General features: G+C 69.1%; 17 protein-coding genes, 1 tRNA gene and 1 riboswitch. Of the genes, 14 read left to right on the forward strand and 4 right to left on the reverse strand.

The features are described 5' to 3' along the window. From ACH65_RS18955 to ACH65_RS09390, 3 genes are all read left to right on the forward strand, one after another. On the forward strand, window positions 1–249 hold a 249-nt coding region (locus tag ACH65_RS18955), incomplete at its 5' end, for a hypothetical protein (RefSeq protein WP_237561483.1). Continuing rightward, the gene (locus ACH65_RS18960; protein ID WP_082190233.1) at window positions 242–439 is read left to right on the forward strand and encodes a hypothetical protein; all 198 of its coding nucleotides are present in this window, start codon (window positions 242–244) and stop codon (window positions 437–439) included. The genes ACH65_RS18955 and ACH65_RS18960, both read left to right, overlap by 8 nt. Window positions 440–1,001: 562 nt before the next feature. Next, window positions 1,002–1,088: transfer RNA gene (locus tag ACH65_RS09390), tRNA-Leu, on the forward strand. Between the two features lie 115 nt (window positions 1,089–1,203). On the opposite strand, the gene smpB is transcribed toward ACH65_RS09390, so the two are convergent. Continuing rightward, complete coding sequence (gene smpB / locus ACH65_RS09395) at window positions 1,204–1,695, reverse strand: SsrA-binding protein SmpB (RefSeq protein WP_049622336.1); 492 nt, start codon at window positions 1,693–1,695, stop codon at window positions 1,204–1,206. 95 nt (window positions 1,696–1,790) lie between these two features. On the opposite strand from smpB, the gene ACH65_RS09400 reads away from it, so the two are divergent. Both ACH65_RS09400 and ACH65_RS09405 read left to right on the forward strand, forming a co-directional pair. After that, window positions 1,791–2,219 (forward strand): type II toxin-antitoxin system RatA family toxin, encoded by a 429-nt coding sequence (locus tag ACH65_RS09400; protein ID WP_082190234.1) that lies wholly within the window; start codon window positions 1,791–1,793, stop codon window positions 2,217–2,219. Further along, a complete protein-coding gene (locus tag ACH65_RS09405; protein WP_049622337.1) occupies window positions 2,212–2,490 on the forward strand; it encodes an RnfH family protein in 279 nt (92 codons plus the stop codon). Before ACH65_RS09400 ends, ACH65_RS09405 begins: the two co-directional genes overlap by 8 nt. A gap of 3 nt (window positions 2,491–2,493) precedes the next feature. On the opposite strand, the gene ACH65_RS09410 is transcribed toward ACH65_RS09405, so the two are convergent. Next, the gene (locus tag ACH65_RS09410) at window positions 2,494–3,009 is read right to left on the reverse strand and encodes an outer membrane protein assembly factor BamE (RefSeq protein WP_049622338.1); all 516 of its coding nucleotides are present in this window, start codon (window positions 3,007–3,009) and stop codon (window positions 2,494–2,496) included. Between the two features lie 77 nt (window positions 3,010–3,086). Here ACH65_RS09410 and fur point away from each other — a divergent pair, with 77 nt between their 5' ends. Next, window positions 3,087–3,506: a ferric iron uptake transcriptional regulator gene (fur, locus tag ACH65_RS09415; protein ID WP_049622339.1), complete on the forward strand. Its 420-nt coding sequence runs from the start codon at window positions 3,087–3,089 to the stop codon at window positions 3,504–3,506. A gap of 355 nt (window positions 3,507–3,861) precedes the next feature. Here the strand turns inward: fur and ACH65_RS09420 are convergent, their stop codons facing one another. Then, window positions 3,862–5,460, reverse strand: a complete 1,599-nt coding sequence (locus tag ACH65_RS09420) for an MASE1 domain-containing sensor histidine kinase (protein WP_049622397.1) — start codon at window positions 5,458–5,460, stop codon at window positions 3,862–3,864. Between the two features lie 63 nt (window positions 5,461–5,523). Between ACH65_RS09420 and ACH65_RS09425 the strand changes: the two genes are divergently transcribed. Beyond that, window positions 5,524–6,147, forward strand: a complete 624-nt coding sequence (locus ACH65_RS09425; protein WP_049622398.1) for a response regulator transcription factor — start codon at window positions 5,524–5,526, stop codon at window positions 6,145–6,147. Window positions 6,148–6,375: 228 nt separating this feature from the next. On the opposite strand, the gene recN is transcribed toward ACH65_RS09425, so the two are convergent. Further along, complete coding sequence (gene recN, locus ACH65_RS09430; RefSeq protein ID WP_049622340.1) at window positions 6,376–8,049, reverse strand: DNA repair protein RecN; 1,674 nt, start codon at window positions 8,047–8,049, stop codon at window positions 6,376–6,378. A gap of 175 nt (window positions 8,050–8,224) precedes the next feature. Here recN and hrcA point away from each other — a divergent pair, with 175 nt between their 5' ends. The 7 genes from hrcA to ACH65_RS09465 all read left to right on the forward strand — a co-directional run bounded on the left by hrcA (window position 8,225) and on the right by ACH65_RS09465 (window position 15,953). Then, window positions 8,225–9,286 carry a heat-inducible transcriptional repressor HrcA gene (gene hrcA, locus ACH65_RS09435; RefSeq protein WP_049622341.1) on the forward strand — a complete coding sequence of 354 codons (1,062 nt, stop codon included), beginning with the start codon at window positions 8,225–8,227 and terminating at the stop codon, window positions 9,284–9,286. Between the two features lie 82 nt (window positions 9,287–9,368). Then, complete coding sequence (grpE, locus tag ACH65_RS09440) at window positions 9,369–9,899, forward strand: nucleotide exchange factor GrpE (RefSeq protein ID WP_049622342.1); 531 nt, start codon at window positions 9,369–9,371, stop codon at window positions 9,897–9,899. A 164-nt stretch (window positions 9,900–10,063) separates the two neighbouring features. Next, window positions 10,064–11,980 carry a molecular chaperone DnaK gene (dnaK, locus tag ACH65_RS09445; protein ID WP_049622343.1) on the forward strand — a complete coding sequence of 639 codons (1,917 nt, stop codon included), beginning with the start codon at window positions 10,064–10,066 and terminating at the stop codon, window positions 11,978–11,980. 133 nt (window positions 11,981–12,113) lie between these two features. Next, entirely contained in the window at window positions 12,114–13,241 is a 1,128-nt protein-coding gene (dnaJ, locus tag ACH65_RS09450; protein WP_049622344.1) for a molecular chaperone DnaJ, read from the forward strand. 49 nt (window positions 13,242–13,290) lie between these two features. Beyond that, on the forward strand, window positions 13,291–14,091 hold the full coding sequence (dapB, locus tag ACH65_RS09455; protein ID WP_049622345.1) for a 4-hydroxy-tetrahydrodipicolinate reductase: 801 nt from the start codon (window positions 13,291–13,293) through the stop codon (window positions 14,089–14,091). Window positions 14,092–14,224: 133 nt separating this feature from the next. After that, window positions 14,225–14,656, forward strand: a complete 432-nt coding sequence (locus tag ACH65_RS09460; RefSeq protein WP_049622346.1) for a hypothetical protein — start codon at window positions 14,225–14,227, stop codon at window positions 14,654–14,656. Window positions 14,657–14,713: 57 nt separating this feature from the next. Next, window positions 14,714–14,854: riboswitch (yybP-ykoY riboswitch) on the forward strand. Between the two features lie 91 nt (window positions 14,855–14,945). After that, window positions 14,946–15,953, forward strand: coding sequence for a sodium:calcium antiporter (locus ACH65_RS09465; RefSeq protein ID WP_049622347.1), 1,008 nt, complete (start codon window positions 14,946–14,948; stop codon window positions 15,951–15,953). Window positions 15,954–15,958 lie beyond the last annotated feature (5 nt).

A 15,958-nucleotide genomic window follows, 5' to 3' on the forward strand; every position in this document is an offset into this window, starting at 1 on the left:
CTGCCGCCCAGGCTCCTAGGCGATTCGGCCAACCTGTTCTCCACGTCGCGCCACTTGGTGCAGACCACCTCCCTCCTGCGCTATCCGGTATTCGTCAAGGACGACGATTACCGTGGCTCCCCAGATATGACCAAGCATCCGCTGCTGCGGAAGTACCTGCTGGAGCACTTCGCGGCGGAAGTCGAAGAACTGAAGGATGCCGTGTTCGTTGGCCTGGGGCCGCAGGTCCAGAAGGTGCTTGATGCTTGATCGCCTGATCCAGGAGCGGGTTCTGAAACCCGACCGGGTGATTGGCGGCATGCTGCACCCATCCGGCAACTGCACCTACCGGATCAATTACCTCATTGGGGACAGAAGCGCGCCGGTCCCCCACGCCACCAACCCTGTGCCTTACGACCAGGGCCGGCGAGCATTTCGGGAGCGGTTCGTCACCGCCTGATCGAACGTCGGATGAGTGGATGCGGACGCGGGTTCAATTCCGCAAATGGGAATCGAACTGGCGTCCTGTCTGATGCACTTGGCTGGTGACCCCGGCCGGGCAGAACTGGTAGGATTGTTGGCAGTTGGGGCTGGATTCCGCACCTTTCCGCAGGAGTTCGCAGCGGTTCTAAGGCGCTGAGTTACATAGGTTTGGCGCAGGGTTCCACCCCACCACCAATCCCAAGGCCCTTGCACTGCAAGGGCCTTTTTTTCATGGAAGCGCCTCGGATAATTCCTACACGACGCAGGGGCGTCCGCTGCCAGACCGCCAGTGGAACGAACGGGCAAAGTGACCGCGGGTTCCTTGCCCGTCGTTCGTCCAACGACAGGAAGTGTGGCGAAGGCAGGACGCCTGGCGTGGACGCGGCGAGGTCCCAACCTTCTGGACGCTCAGCCCCCGAGCGGACCGTGGCATCTTTCGGCGCCGTTCTGCGGCGCCTTTTTCTTTGTGACGCAAACGTACTAGGATGCCCGGCCTGCCGGGCGGCGGGGCCTTTGCTCCGACACGTCCCGATGAACCGGCCCAGGTGGCGAAACTGGTATACGCAAGGGACTTAAAATCCCTCGGCCTCGCGGCCATGCGGGTTCGATCCCCGCCCTGGGCACCACGTCTCATGGGTCGCCGGCGCCCGGCCTGCGCGGCGCGGAAGGAGGCTGTGCGGTTGATGCGTCCGGGCGCGCCGGAGCGCCGCCCGTCATCGCCAGGATTGCCGGCCGCGTGGATCAGGCCGAACGGTTGTGCGCGCGCATGGTGCGCTGCTTCTCGCGCTGCCAGTCGCGTTCTTTCTCGGTGTCGCGCTTGTCGTGCGCCTGCTTGCCGCGGGCGAGGCCGATCTCGACCTTCACCTTGTTGCCCTTCCAGTACATCGCGGTGGGCACCATGGTGTAGCCCTTGCGCTCCACCGCGCCGATCAGCTGGTCGATCTCCTCGCGATGCAGCAGCAGCTTGCGGATGCGCCGGTCGTCCGCGACGACGTGGGTGGAGGCGCTGATCAGTGGCGGGATCGAGGCGCCGAACAGGTAGATTTCGTTCTGCCGGACGATCGCGTAGCTGTCGCCGAAGTTGATCCGCCCGGCGCGCAGTGCCTTCAGCTCCCAGCCCTGCAGCGCCACGCCGGCCTCGTAGCGCCGGTCGATGTGGTACTCATGGCGGGCGCGCTTGTTCAGCGCGATGGTTCCGCCGGCGTGTTTGTCCTTGTCCTTCGCTTTGGCCATGTCCGGTAAACTTCGGGCCTTGTTGCCCTGTGCAGATCCGGCTCCGCGCACATGCGGGAGGAGCCGGACCTGTTGATGATGAAGAAGAGGCTATCGTGATCGAAATCCGCCGCAGCGCATTGGTGGGGTACACGCCGGCGCAGATGTTCGAGCTGGTCAACGACGTTGAAGCATACCCAAAGCGCTTCGGCTGGTGTTCCGGCGCGCAGGTGCTCGAGCGCGAAGGCAATGTGCTGGTGGCCCGGCTCGATCTCAAGTTCGCCGGGCTGCGGCACAGTTTCACGACCCGCAACACCCTCGATCCGCCGCAGCGCCTGAAGATCAGCCTGGTGGAAGGGCCGTTCCACAGCCTGGAGGGGCTGTGGGAGTTCGTGGCGCTGGGCGATCGCGGCTGCCGGATCAGCGTGGCGCTGGACTTCGCCTATTCGGGCCTGGCAAGCGGTGCCCTCAAGCTCGGCTTCCAGGGCCTGGCCAGCCGCATGGTCGAGGATTTCTGCCGCGCGGCCGAGCGCATCTATGGCTGAGCGGGTGGGCGTGGAGGTCGTGCTTGCCTTGCCGGATCGCCAGCTGTCGTGGCGCGGGCAACTCGATGCCGGCGCCACTGTGCGGGATGCGGTCCAGGCTTCCGGCTTGGCGGCGGAGCAGGGCGATGCGGTCGACCTTTCGCGGGTAGGCGTCTTCGGTCGCCGCGTGGAGCCCGATCAACCGCTTCGCGACGGCGACCGCGTCGAAATCTACCGCCCGCTGGCGCTGGATCCGAAGGAGGCCCGCCGGCAGCGGGCCCGTCGGCCCTGAGCGTCAGGGCTTGCTCGCCCCCGAGTCGCTGCTGCCGCTGCTGTTGCCACTGCCACTGCCACTGCCACTGCCACTGCCACTGCCACCACTGTCGCTCCCGCTCCCGCCGTTGCCGCCGGAAGTGTTTTTGTCGCCGCGGGTTTCGTTGACCGGATAGTCGGTGTGGTACTTCTTGCTGTCCTTGAGCAGCTGGGCGTTGTCCTGGGCGAAGAAGTCGCCTTCCTGGCGCACCAGGGCGTCGTTGTTGAAGGTCAGCGTGAGCGTGCGGATCTTCACCGGGCCGCCGCGATGCTGCTGGGTGGAGACGTAGTCCCAGCGATCCTGGTCGAACGGCGAGCTCACCGACGGCGAGCCGAGCAGTACCAGCACCTGGCGCTTGGTCATGCCGGGCTTGAGCTGATCGACATTCTTCTTGTCGAGCAGGTTGCCCTGCTGCACGTCGGGGACATAGACCAGGCGGCAGCTGGCGAGCGACAAGGCCAGCATGGCGAAACCCAGCGTGCGAATCAGCTTTTGCATGCGTGTTGCGTCCGGATCGTGAAGAGGGTCGATGATACACTAACGCCTTGCTGGCGCTGTCGTTGCGGGGTGGTCGGATGGAACAGGAATCGAGAGAATTGCGCCGAGCCGGGCTCAAGGTCACCCATCCCCGCATGCGCATCCTGCAGTTGTTCGAAGAGGACAATGCGCGCCATCTCACCGCCGAGGATGTCTACAAGAGACTGCTGGCCGACCAGGAGGACATCGGCCTGGCCACGGTCTATCGCGTGCTGACCCAGTTCGAGGCCGCCGGCATCCTCATCAAGCACAACTTCGAAGGCGGGCAGGCGGTGTACGAGCTCGATCGCGGCCAGCACCACGATCACATGATCGATGTGGACAGCGGAAAGGTGATCGAGTTCGTCAGCGAGGAGATCGAGCGCCTGCAGCACGAGATCGCCGACCGCTACGGCTACATCATCGAGGACCACAGCCTGGTGCTGTACGTGCGGCCCAAGAAGCGCGGCTCGTTATAAAGGCGGATCGGGCGGAGCGGCGGCGAAGCGGCCGGATTCGCCGCCAGGGAACTCGACCTACGGCCGAAAGGCACATAACGCCGGTGCTCCGGCAATCGCTATGGGCATGGGCAAGAAAAAAGCCGCAAGCGGACTCCTGTCCACCTGCGGCTGACCCCGGAGCCCGCGATGCCCGGCACTGGCGAGTTGCTCGCACTGCCTGGCGGCATCCTGACCCGGCGGAACGGCATCCTGCCGTTCTTCGGGGCTACCGTCCCCACGGTAGCCCCGGCTCATCACCTCGCGGTGATGGCTCCCCCACATCGATGGGTCGATCCTAAACGAGTCTTTCACGTCTTCGGTATTGGAAAAATTCCTATGCCAGGCGGCCGGCATCCGAGGTGCCGTGATTGCTGCGCAGCATGATGCGAAGGTGCGTGCCCTGGACGCCCGGTCGCAGCCGGAACAGGCCGCCGAGCGAGGTCACCCGGTCGCGCATGCCTTGCAGGCCATGCCCGCCGCGGGGCAGCCGCGGTGGCAACCCGATGCCGTCGTCGCGGATGTCGAGCAGGGCCAGCATGGTCCCGTGCCGCGGGCCGATCCGCAGTCGCAGCCGGAACTCGCTGGCCCGGGCATGCTTGACCGTGTTGGTGGCGCTCTCCTGCACCAGGCGATAGATCGCCGTGCGGGTATCGTCGTCGAGCAGGCGCGGGTCGCCGTGGAAGTCGGTGACGAAGACGATGCCGGCCGTGGCCAGCAGGTCGCGGATGGGGCCTTCGTCGAGGGCGCGGAACAGGCCGAACTCGTCCAGCACGGCGGGGCGCAGGTCGTCGAGCAGGCGGTGCAGCGCGCGGCGCATGTGGGCCAGGATGAGGTTGAGCGAGAGGCTGACGTCCTCCAGGCCGGCGTTCTTCATCCGGGCCTGGGCCAGCTTGATGTGGGTCTGGATGGCGGTGATGTTCTGCCCCAGTTCGTCGTGCAGCTCCGCGGCCATGTGGCGACGCTGGGTTTCCTCCGCATGTAGGTTGCCGCGGGCGGCGTCGCGCAGCTGCCGGGCCAGTTGGTCCAGCCGACGGTTGACGGCGCCCAGGTAGACGTTTTGTTCGCTCACGCGCTCGCTGCTGCGGCGGAGCGCGTCGCTGGCGGAGCCAAGCATCAGGGCGCCGGTGCCGGCCACGGCCAGGAACAGGTAGCTGGTGGCGCTGGGCGCGACCTGGTGCGTTTCGAAATCGGCCACGGCCATCGACAGGTTGGTGACCAGCAGGGACAGGCAGGCGCCGCGCCAGCCGTGGCGGAAGGCGAAGAACAGCACTGGGGCCAGCGAGAGCACCCGGGCGAACTGGGGCTGCGGCGCGGCGTGCCGGGACAGCATCAGCAGTATCGCGATCGCCGGCAGCATGACCAGCATGCCGTCCATCACCAGCGAGGCCAGGGCCTTGTGGGAGGGCGGCGCGCGCAGCAGCATGACCAGCAGCGGCGCCACCAGCAGCACGCCCAGGTAATCGCCGAGCATGGACTGGCCGAGCATCTGAGCCATCGCCCCCGAGGTCTCCGCATCGTGCAGCAGCGACAGCAGCACCGCGTCCGTGGCGGTGGTGGCGGCCACCACCAGGACCGCCGACAGCAGCAGGCGGGTGGTGTCTTCCGGGGTGCGCAGGCTGGCGTGCAGGTTGGCCCGGCGCAGCAGCCCCAGGCCGATCGCGACCACCAGCGGCTGCGGCAGATCGCCGGCCAGGAATTCGATCCAGCCCAGCGGCATGCCGGCGTGCAGATCGATGACTGCGGTGGCGGCGATCTCCGGCCCGAGCAGCCAGAACCACTGGCGCATCGGCACCAGCAGCAGGGCGCTGAAGCGCAGGCCGAACGGCAGGATCCAGTAGAGGTGCTCGGTCGGCCGCAGCAGCAGCCACAGGGCGACGTAGGCCGCGCCGAGCAGCGGGCCCGACTCGGGCAGGGTGAGGGTTCTCGGTTGCATGCGCGGATGGTACATGGGCATGCTCGGGGGTATGGCGCATGGCGCGCATGGGTAGATATGGACATGTACAGCATCGTTCTTGTCGACGATCACGCGATCGTCCGCGAGGGCTTCAAGCGCTTGATCGAGATGGAGCCGGACCTGGAGGTCGTGGCCGAATGCCGCTGTGCGGACGATGCGGTGGAGGCGGTCAACCAGCGCCATCCCGACCTGGTCGCACTGGACCTGTCCCTGCCCGACGGCAGCGGCCTGCCGTTGATCGAGCACTTGCGCAGCGTGTCGCCGCAGACGCGCATCGTGGTGCTCAGCATGCACAACGGCGAGCCGTACGTGTCCGAGGCGCTGCGCCGCGGCGCCAGCGGCTACGTGACCAAGGGCGTGGCGCCGGAGGAACTGGTAGCCGGCCTGCGCGCGGTGATGGCGGGCGAGTGCTACTTGAGTTCCGACCTGCGCCAGCGGCCGAGCGACGCGCTGGACCCGCTCAGCCGGCTCACCGTGCGTGAGCGCGAGGTGTTCCTGCTGCTGGCGGCGGGGCGGGCACCCAAGCAGGTGGCGGCCGAGTTGGGGGTGGGGCAGAAGACCATCTACATCCACCGCGCCAGCTTGATGGGCAAGCTGGGCGCGGGGTCGGAGCTGGATCTCTATCGCATCGCGGCGGCGCGTGGCTTGCTGCCGGCGCGGCAGTGAGACGGATCGCTGCGGACGGCGCGCAGCGATCCGCTGTCCATGGCGCTGTTGCACCATGGCGACCAGCAGAACCCACATCGACACAGCCGTCCGTCATGCCGGCGCAGGCCGACATCCCGTGACGTTGCACTGACGAGGCGGCGACGGCGCCACGGCACTTGGCTGGATCGGGGCGACAAGGCATCCCGCGGCAGGCATCTGCCAGCCCCTTCGGATGGCCGCCCGCATTCAGGCCGTCTGCGCGCGTTCCAGCATCTGCTTGGCGTGGGCGCGCGTCTCGCGGGTGATCTCCACGCCGCCGAGCATGCGCGCCAGCTCGTCGCGGCGGCCCTGGGCGCTCAGCTTCTCGATCGCGGTGCGGGTGCTGTCGCCGTCGCTTTGCTTGACCACGCGCAGGTGGGCATGGCCCTGCGCGGCCACCTGTGGCAGGTGGGTGACGCACAGCACCTGGCGGCTGCCGCCCAGCGCGCGCAGTTTCTGGCCGACCACCTCCGCCACGGCGCCGCCGATGCCGGTGTCGACCTCGTCGAAGACCATGCTGCCCACGGTGTCCTTGCCCAGCGTGGCGACTTCGATCGCCAGGCTGATGCGCGCCAGCTCGCCGCCGGAGGCGACCTTGCGCAGCGGCCGCAGCGGCTGGCCCGGGTTGGCGCTGACCAGCAGCTCGCAGCGCTCGCGGCCCTGCGCATCCGGTTCGTCGCCGTCGACGGTTTCCAGCGAGGCTTCGAGCCGGCCGCCGGCCATGCCCAGCTCCGCCATCAGCGCGCTGACTTCCTCGCCGAGGCGGGCCGCCGCCGCATGCCGTGCCTGGGACAGCGTTCCGGCGGCCTTGGCGTAGTCGTGCCGGAGGCGCTCGCGCTGCGCCTCGACCTGTAGCAGCGCCTCGCCCGCGCCTTCCAGCTCGGCCAGTTCGGTGCGCAGGGCGGCCAGCTTGTCGTGCAGTTCGTCCACCGGCAGCCGGTGGCGGCGACCCAGTTCGTGCAGGTGCGCGAGGTGGGTGTCGACCTGGGCGTAGCGCTCCGGGTCGAGGTCCACGTCCTGCGCGTAGCGGCCGAGGCCGTCGGCCGCTTCGGCGAGCTGGATCTCGGCGCCGGCGAGGAGCTCCTGCAACGGGGCGAGCCGGTCGTCGAGCGTCGCCAGCTTGCCGAGCTCGGCCTGGGCGCGGCCCAGCGCGCGGCGCAGGGCGAATTCGCTGTCGCCGTCGAGCAGCTCGACCACGCCGGCCGCGCCTTCGGCCAGCCGGCCGGCGTTGGCGAGGCGCTTGTGGCTGGTTTCCAGCTCGGCCAGCTCGGCGGGCGGCAGTGCCCACTGCTCCAGCTCGTCCAGCTCGTGGCGGAGCAGCTCCAGGCGCTGCCCGCGGTCCTCGCCGCCGCTCAGCTTGCGGACGCGCGCGCCGAGCTCTCGCCACTGTGTGGCCAGTTCGCGCACCTGGGCGACCAGGGTCTCGTTGCCGGCATAGGCGTCGAGCAGGGCGAGCTGGTGGGCGCGCGCGAGCAGGGCCTGGTGCTCGTGCTGGCCGTGGATCTCCAGCAGCAGCGTGGCCAGCTCGCCGAGCTGGCTGGCGTTGGCCGGGCGGCCGTTGATCCAGGCGCGCGAACTGCCTTCGGCGCGGATCACCCGCCGCAGCTGGCAGGCGCCGTCTTCGTCCAGCTCCTCGCGGCGGAGCCAGTCGCGGGCTTCCGGCAGGCCGGCGAGGTCGAACTCGGCGGCGAGTTCGGCGCGGTCGCTGCCGGCGCGCACCATGCCGCTGTCGGCGCGGGCGCCGGCCAGCAACATCAGGGCGTCGACCAGCAGCGACTTGCCGGCGCCGGTCTCGCCGCTGACTACGGTGAGGCCGGGGCCGAAGGCGATCTCGGCTTCTTCGACGACGGCGAAATGGCGGACGTAGAGCGAGGTAAGCATGGCTCGGGATACGTTGGGGTCGGTGGATTGTAAGGGGCGGAGGCGTTTTGCAGGAGGTCGCCGTGGCGCCCGGAGGCGGCCCGCCGGCCGCGTCCCCGGCGGGCGCGGGGGTGGTTCCTTGCAAACTTGCGTCCTACACCTTATTTCTTGCTCGTCTCACGGATTGCCACAGTGCATGTTTCCTTCCTCCGGCCCTGAACTCGACGCCCGCGCCCGGCGCCTGCTGCGCACGCTGATCGCTCAATACCTGGTCGATGGCGAGCCGGTGGGGTCGCGCACGCTGTCGCGCTCGTCCGGGCTGGACGTGAGCCCGGCGACGATCCGCAACATCATGGCCGATCTCGAGGAGGCCGGGTTGCTGGTCTCGCCGCATACCTCGGCGGGACGGGTGCCGACGCCGCGCGGCCTGCGCCTGTTCGTCGACAGCCTGATCGAATTGCAGCCGCTGCATCCGGACGAGCGCGTGCGCCTGCAGCGCGAGCTGTCGCCGGCGCCGGCGACCACGCGCGACCTGCTTGGCAGCGTTTCCACGCTGCTGTCGGCGATGACCCATTTCGCCGGCGTGGTCAGCGTGCCGCGGCAGGCCGACTTCCCGCTGCGCCACATCGACTTCGTGCCGCTGCCGGACGCGCGGGTGCTGGTGATCCTGGTGTTCTCCGACAACCAGGTGCAGAACCGCATCGTGCAGCTGGCCAAGCCGCTGGACGGGCGTGAGCTGGAGCAGGCGGCCAACTACATCAACGAGCACTTCGTCGGCCTGCGCGTGGACGACATCCGCGCGCACCTGCTGCGCGAACTGCGCGAGGCCAGCAGCGAGCTCAAGCGGCTGCTGGCCAGCGCGGTGGACCTGGCGGCGGCCTCCTTCGCGCCGCAGGTGAAGGACGAGGACGTGCTGGTCAGCGGCCAGACCAACCTGATGACCTATGCGGAGCTGGCCGACCTGGGCCGGCTGCGCGAGCTGTTCGAGGCGTTCCAGCAGAAGAACGAACTGCTGCAGCTGATGGAGGTGTGCGCCCGGGCGCCGGGCGTGCGCCTGTTCATCGGCGAGGAATCGGGCTTCGCCGCGCTGGACGGCTGCAGCGTGGTGACCGCCAGCTACGGCGCCCAGGGCCGCATGCTGGGGGCGGTGGGCGTGATCGGGCCGACCCGCATGGCCTACGACCGGGTGATCCCGGTGGTGCAGGCCACCGCCGATTTGCTGAGCGACGCCTTGAATCGGGCGGCGACGGCCTTATAAAGCCCCGCGGGAGGCGGGATTCCCCGCATATATCGATCGTCGGCACCAGTGGCTGGCGTAGGTTTTTTGTTGGAGTGAAGGCATGCAGAACAACGATCAGCAGGCGTCCCAGGAGACGCAGACCGGCCAGCCGGCAGCGGCCGATGCCGCCGACGTGGAGGCGCTCAAGGCCCGCGTCGCCGAACTGGAAGCCAGCAACGCCGAGCTGCGCGAAACCGTGCTGCGCGAAAAGGCGGAGCTCGAGAACCAGCGCCGTCGCCTGCACCGCGACGTGGAGCAGGCGCGCCGCTTCGCCAACGAGAAGCTGCTCAATGAACTGCTGCCGGTCTACGACGGCCTAGAGCTGGGTCTGGCGACCGAGGCGGGCGACGCGGCCGCGGTGCGCGAGGGCATCAGCCTGACGCTGAAGTCGCTGCTGAAGATCGCCGAGGGCAACGGCCTGGTGCAGATCGACCCCCGCGGGCAGCCGCTCGATCCGGAGCGCCACCACGCGGTGAGCATGGTCGAGGCGCCCGGGCAGGCGCCAGGCACCGTGGTCAGCGTGCTGCAGAAGGGCTACCTGCTGAACGACCGTCTGCTGCGCCCGGCCCTGGTGGCCGTGGCGAAGGAATGACCGGAACCGCCCCGGCGACAAGCCTGAACGGGCGCCGGCGGCGGTCATTCCGGGCCCTCGGGGCCGGGCCGCGACGCGATTGAATCGACGGACGCCGGCCCCCACTTGACAAACATCGCGGTCGCAAGAGCCGCTCACAAGAATCGAATTCGGAGTAGAGAGACATGGGTAAGATCATCGGCATCGACCTGGGCACCACCAACTCCTGCGTCGCCGTGATGGACGGCAGCACGACCAAGGTGATCGAGAACGCGGAGGGCGACCGCACCACGCCGTCGATCGTCGCGTTCACCAAGGACGGCGAAGTGCTGGTCGGCGCGCCGGCCAAGCGCCAGGCGGTCACCAACCCGAAGAACACCTTCTACGCGGTGAAGCGCCTGATCGGCCGCAAGTTCACCGACGCGGAGGTGCAGAAGGATCTCCACATCGTGCCCTACGGCATCCTGGCGCACGACAACGGCGACGCCTGGGTGCAGACCTCCGACAGCAAGAAGATGGCGCCGCAGGAGATCTCGGCCAAGGTGCTGATGAAGATGAAGAAGACCGCCGAGGACTATCTCGGCGAGACGGTCACCGAGGCGGTGATCACGGTGCCGGCCTACTTCAACGACAGCCAGCGCCAGGCGACCAAGGACGCCGGCCGCATCGCGGGCCTGGAGGTCAAGCGCATCATCAACGAGCCGACCGCGGCCGCGCTGGCCTACGGCCTGGACAAGAAGGGCGGCGACCGCAAGATCGCGGTGTACGACCTGGGCGGCGGCACCTTCGACGTGTCCATCATCGAGATCGCCGAGGTGGACGGCGAGAAGCAGTTCGAGGTGCTGGCCACCAACGGCGACACCTTCCTCGGCGGCGAGGACTTCGACCTGCGCGTGATCGACTACCTGGTGGAGGAGTTCCAGAAGGACCAGGGCATCGACCTGCGCAAGGACCCGCTGGCCCTGCAGCGCCTGAAGGACGCGGCCGAGCGCGCCAAGATCGAGCTGTCCTCCTCGCACCAGACCGAGGTGAACCTGCCGTACATCACGGCCGATGCCTCGGGCCCGAAGCACCTCAACATCAAGCTCACCCGTGCCAAGCTGGAGGCGCTGGTGGAGGACCTGGTCAAGCGCACCATCGAACCGTGCCGCACCGCGCTCAACGACGCCGGCCTGCGCGTGTCCGACGTCGACGAGGTGATCCTGGTCGGCGGCCAGACCCGCATGCCCAAGGTGCAGGAGGCGGTGAAGGACTTCTTCGGCAAGGAGCCGCGCAAGGACGTCAACCCCGACGAGGCCGTGGCCGTGGGCGCGGCGATCCAGGGCGGCGTGCTGGGCGGTTCGGTGAAGGACGTGCTGCTACTCGACGTGACCCCGCTGTCGCTGGGCATCGAGACCATGGGCGGCGTGATGACCAAGCTGATCGAGAAGAACACCACGGTGCCGACCAAGGCCTCGCAGACCTTCTCCACCGCCGACGACAACCAGACCGCGGTGACCGTGCACGTGCTGCAGGGCGAGCGCGACCGCGCCAGCGCCAACAAGTCGCTGGGCAAGTTCGACCTCCAGGGCATCGAGCCGGCCCCGCGCGGCATGCCGCAGATCGAGGTGACCTTCGACATCGACGCCAACGGCATCCTGCACGTGTCGGCCAAGGACAAGAAGACCGGCAAGGAGCAGAAGATCGAGATCAAGGCCGGCTCGGGCCTGTCGGACGAGGAGATCCAGCGCATGGTCGCCGACGCCGAGGCGCACCGCGAGGACGACAAGAAGTTCCAGGAACTGGTGGGCACCCGCAACAAGGCCGACCAGCTGGTGCATGCCACCCGCAGCGCGTTGAAGGAGCACGGCGGCAAGGTGCCGGGCGACCAGCTCAGCGCCATCGAGGGCGCGCTGTCGGATCTGGAGAAGGTCAAGGACGGCGACGACAAGGCCGCGATCGAGTCCAAGATCGAGAAGCTCGAGCAGGTGGCGCAGGCGCTCTACGCCGCGGCGCAGGGCGGTGCCACGCCGCCGCCGGCCCCGGGCGAGGCGCAGGCGCATGCGGCGGCCGACGACGTGGTCGACGCCGAGTTCACCGAAGTCAAGGACGACAAGAAGTAAGTCGTCGCGATGGTCGGCACGACCGATCCATGCAGCCCGCGCCCGGAAACACCGGGCGCGGGCTGCGCGTTGAATGGGGAACGGAAGCGCGCCGGCATGCTGGCCGGCAGTGGCTTCGAATCGAGAAGTACCGATGAGCAAGCGTGATTATTACGAAGTCCTCGGGGTGGAGCGCAGCGTCACCGAGGTCGAACTGAAGAAGTCGTTCCGGCGGCTGGCGATGAAGTACCACCCGGACCGCTGCCCGGACGATCCGGCGGCGCAGGAGAAGTTCAAGGAGGCCAAGGAGGCCTACGAGGTGCTCGCCGACGCGCAGAAGCGCGGCCTGTACGACCAGTACGGCCACGCCGCCTTCGAGGGCGGCATGGGGGGCGGCGGTGGCGCCGGCTTCGGCGACGTGGGCGACATTTTCGGCGACATTTTCGGCGACATCTTCGGCATGGGCGGCGGTCGCGGCGGCCGCCAGCGGCGGGGCGCCGACCTGCGCTACATCATGGAGCTCGATCTCGAGGAAGCCGTGTTCGGCGTCGAGAAGAAGATCGAGATCCCCACCCAGGTCAACTGCCACCACTGCAACGGCAGCGGCTCGGCCGACGGCAAGACGGCCACCTGCCGCACCTGCAACGGCCATGGCCGGGTGCGCATGCAGAACGGCATCTTCTCGATCCAGCAGGGCTGCCCGACCTGTGGCGGCAGCGGCCAGGTGATCGAGAACCCGTGCAAGGCCTGCCACGGCGAGGGCCGCCTGGAGGAGGCTCGCACGCTGTCGGTGCGTATTCCCGAGGGCGTCGACAACGGCGACCGCATCCGTCTCACCGGCCAGGGCGAGGCCGGCGCCAGCGGCGCGCCGGCGGGCGACCTCTACGTCGAGGTGCGGGTGCGCGAGCACAAGATTTTCCAGCGCGAGGGCAACGACCTGCATTGCGAGCTGCCGATCCGCTTCTCGCAGGCGGCACTGGGCGCCGAACTGCAGGTGCCGACGCTGGAGGGCGACGTGGCGATCACGGTGCCGCCCGAGACGCAGACCGGCCAGCAGTTCCGCCTGCGCGGGCGCGGCGTGAAGTCGGTGCGCAGCGGCCGCCATGGCGACCTGATCTGCCGCGTGGTGGTGGAGACGCCGGTGCGCCTGACGCGCCAGCAGCGCGAGCTGTTCGAACAGCTGGAAACCACCTTCGCCGACGGCAAGGCGGAGGAGCACACCCCGCGCGCCAAGACCTGGGTGGACGGCGTCAAGCAGTTCTGGTCGCGGGTCACCTCGTGAGACCTCCGCGCGCGCCCCTTTTCGCCGGCCGTCGCCACAGGAGTCGTGCATGAGCCATCCCGTTCGCGTCGCCATCAACGGCGCCACCGGCCGTATGGGGCGGGTGCTGATCGAGCTTTTGCAGCACGACCGGCGCTTCGAGCTGGTCGCCGCGCTCGCGACGCCCACGAATGCGCTGCAGGGCACGCCGGTCGCGCCGGGCAGCGCGGTGCGCTACGCGCACGACTGGTCGCAGGTCGGGCCGCTCGACGTGGTGGTCGACTTCAGCGGCCCCGGCGGCCTGGCCGCGGCGCTGGCGCATTGCGAGGTGCACGGTGTGGCCCTGGTGTGCGGCACCACCGGCCTCGACGCCGCGTTGGCGCAGCGGCTGGACGCCGTCTCAGAGCGCATCGCGCTGCTGCGCTCGGCCAACTTCAGCCTCGGCGTCGCCGTGCTCGCGCGCCTGCTGCGCGAAGCGGCGGCGGCGCTGCGCGAGTGGGACCTGGAGATCGTCGAGGCGCATCACGGCCGCAAGGAGGATGCGCCCTCGGGCACCGCGCTGCTGCTCGGCGAGGCCGCCGCCGCGGCGCGCGGCACCACGCTGGCCGAGGCGGCGACCTATGCGCGCGAGGGCCGCACCGGTCCGCGCGAGGCCGGCACGATCGGCTTCGCCGTGGTGCGCGGCGGCGACATCGTGGGCGAACACGCCGCGATGCTGATCGGGCAGGGCGAGCGCGTGGAGCTGTCCCACCGCGCCACCGACCGCTCGATCTTCGCCCGCGGCGCGCTCGAGGCCGCGTACTGGCTGGCCGGCAAGGCGCCGGGCGCCTACGGGCTCGATGCCATGCTGGGCGATCGCATCGGGCGTTGATCCTTCGGCGCGGTGCCGCCGTCGGCCTGCTTGCCGCGGTGGGCGGCAGGCAGGCTCCCGGCCCGCTCGCCCTGTCGCGCGATGACTCGGCCGGGTACGCTGCACATTCCGCCGCCGTGAAGCCCCGAGCGCCATGTCCTGGTCCACTTTTCCGCTGCTGGCCGTCGCCGGCTCGCTCAGCCTGCTGGCGTCGGCGCTGCATGTCGCCGTCCTGTTCGGTGGGCCTGCGTGGTATCGCCGCTTCGGTGCCGGCGAGCGGATCGCGCGGCTGGCGGAGGCCGGGCATTGGTACCCGGTCGTGGTCACCAGCTTCGTGGCGTTGATGCTGCTGGTCTGGGCCGGCTATGCCTTCTCGGGCGCCAGCCTGCTGCCGCGGTTTCCGCTGCTCAAGCCGGCGCTGTGCGCGATCGCTGGCGTCTACCTCTTGCGCGGTCTGGTCATCGTGCCGATGGTGTTGTTCGCCTTCGACCGCGTGACCGGCTTCTGGGTGTGGAGTTCGCTGGTCTGCCTGATTTACGCCGCCGCCTATGGGCTGGGACTGATCCAGGCCTGGCCGCGGCTCTGAGGCGCCGCGACGGGCGGCCGTCACTTGCCGCGCGCGGAACGCCTCGCTACCATGCCGCCCGTTGTCATTGGGGAGTAGCCATCCTCACCGCGAAGGCGCATGGCCTTCGTTCCCCCGAGGAATCCGCGTCAACAGACTTGAGGCATCGCCTCATGGCGCGGATGGCCGCTGCGGCATGCTGCATGCCGCAACGCGCCCGGCGAGACCTTTGGCCGCGACGTGCTCACCCCGGCCGGGCGAGCCGCGTCGTCGCGCCAATGGTTTCCGCTCGCCCGGCCCGGTTCGTCTCATGCTGACAGCGCTCCTGTTCCTGGTTTCCGCCGGCGCGATCTATTTCGCCTGCGAGTATTTCGTCAACGGCATCGAATGGCTCGGACGTCGTTTCAACCTCGGCGCCACCGCCGTGGGCACCGTGCTGGCCGCGTTCGGCACGGCCCTGCCGGAGAGCGCGGTGACCTTCGTCGCGGTGATGCTCGGGCGCACGCCGGCGCAGCGCGACATCGGCGTCGGCGCCGCCCTGGGCGGTCCGCTGGTGCTGGCCACCATCGCCTATGCGGTGGTCGGTGTGGCGCTGTGGTGCAATCGCCGCCGCCTGCGGCGCGTCGACCACGCGGTGCGCGTCGACCACCGGCGGCTGGCGCATGACCAGTCGTGGTTTCTGGCCATCTTCGTGGTGAAGTGCGGGCTTGGTCTGGTCGCGTTCGCGGTCAAGCCGTGGTTGGGCGTGGCCTTCCTGGTCGCCTATGCGCTCTACGTATGGCGCGAATTGCGCGACGGCGACACCGCGCCGGAAGAGGAGGAGCTGGAGCCGCTCAAGTTCCAGCCGACCGCGGAGCAGCCGGCGCTGTCGCGCATCGTCGCGCAGAGCGTGCTGGCGCTGGCGGTGATCGCCGCCGCCTCGCGCCTGTTCGTGGGGCAGATCGAGGCGATCGGCGAGGCGCTCAAGCTCTCGCCGCACCTGGTGGCGCTGGTGCTGAGCCCGGTGGCGACCGAGCTGCCGGAGACCATGAACGCGCTGATCTGGGTGCGCCAGGGCAAGGAGCGCCTGGCGCTGGCCAACATCTCCGGCGCGATGATGATCCAGGCCACCGTGCCCAGCGCGCTGGCGCTGTTCGCCACGCCCTGGATGTTCGATGCGCCGCTGATCGTGGCCGGCGTGCTCACCATGGCCGCGATCGTGTACCTGCTGTGGCTGTTCCGGCGCGGTCGCGTGGATGCGCGCTGGCTGCTGCCGGCCGGGCTGATGTACGGCGTGTTCGCGGTGTTCGTGGCCTGGTATTCCGGCAGCAGGCTCTGAGGCCG

Origin of the sequence: Frateuria defendens (assembly GCF_001182895.1) — a bacterium.
Classification (GTDB): domain Bacteria; phylum Pseudomonadota; class Gammaproteobacteria; order Xanthomonadales; family Rhodanobacteraceae; genus Frateuria_B; species Frateuria_B defendens.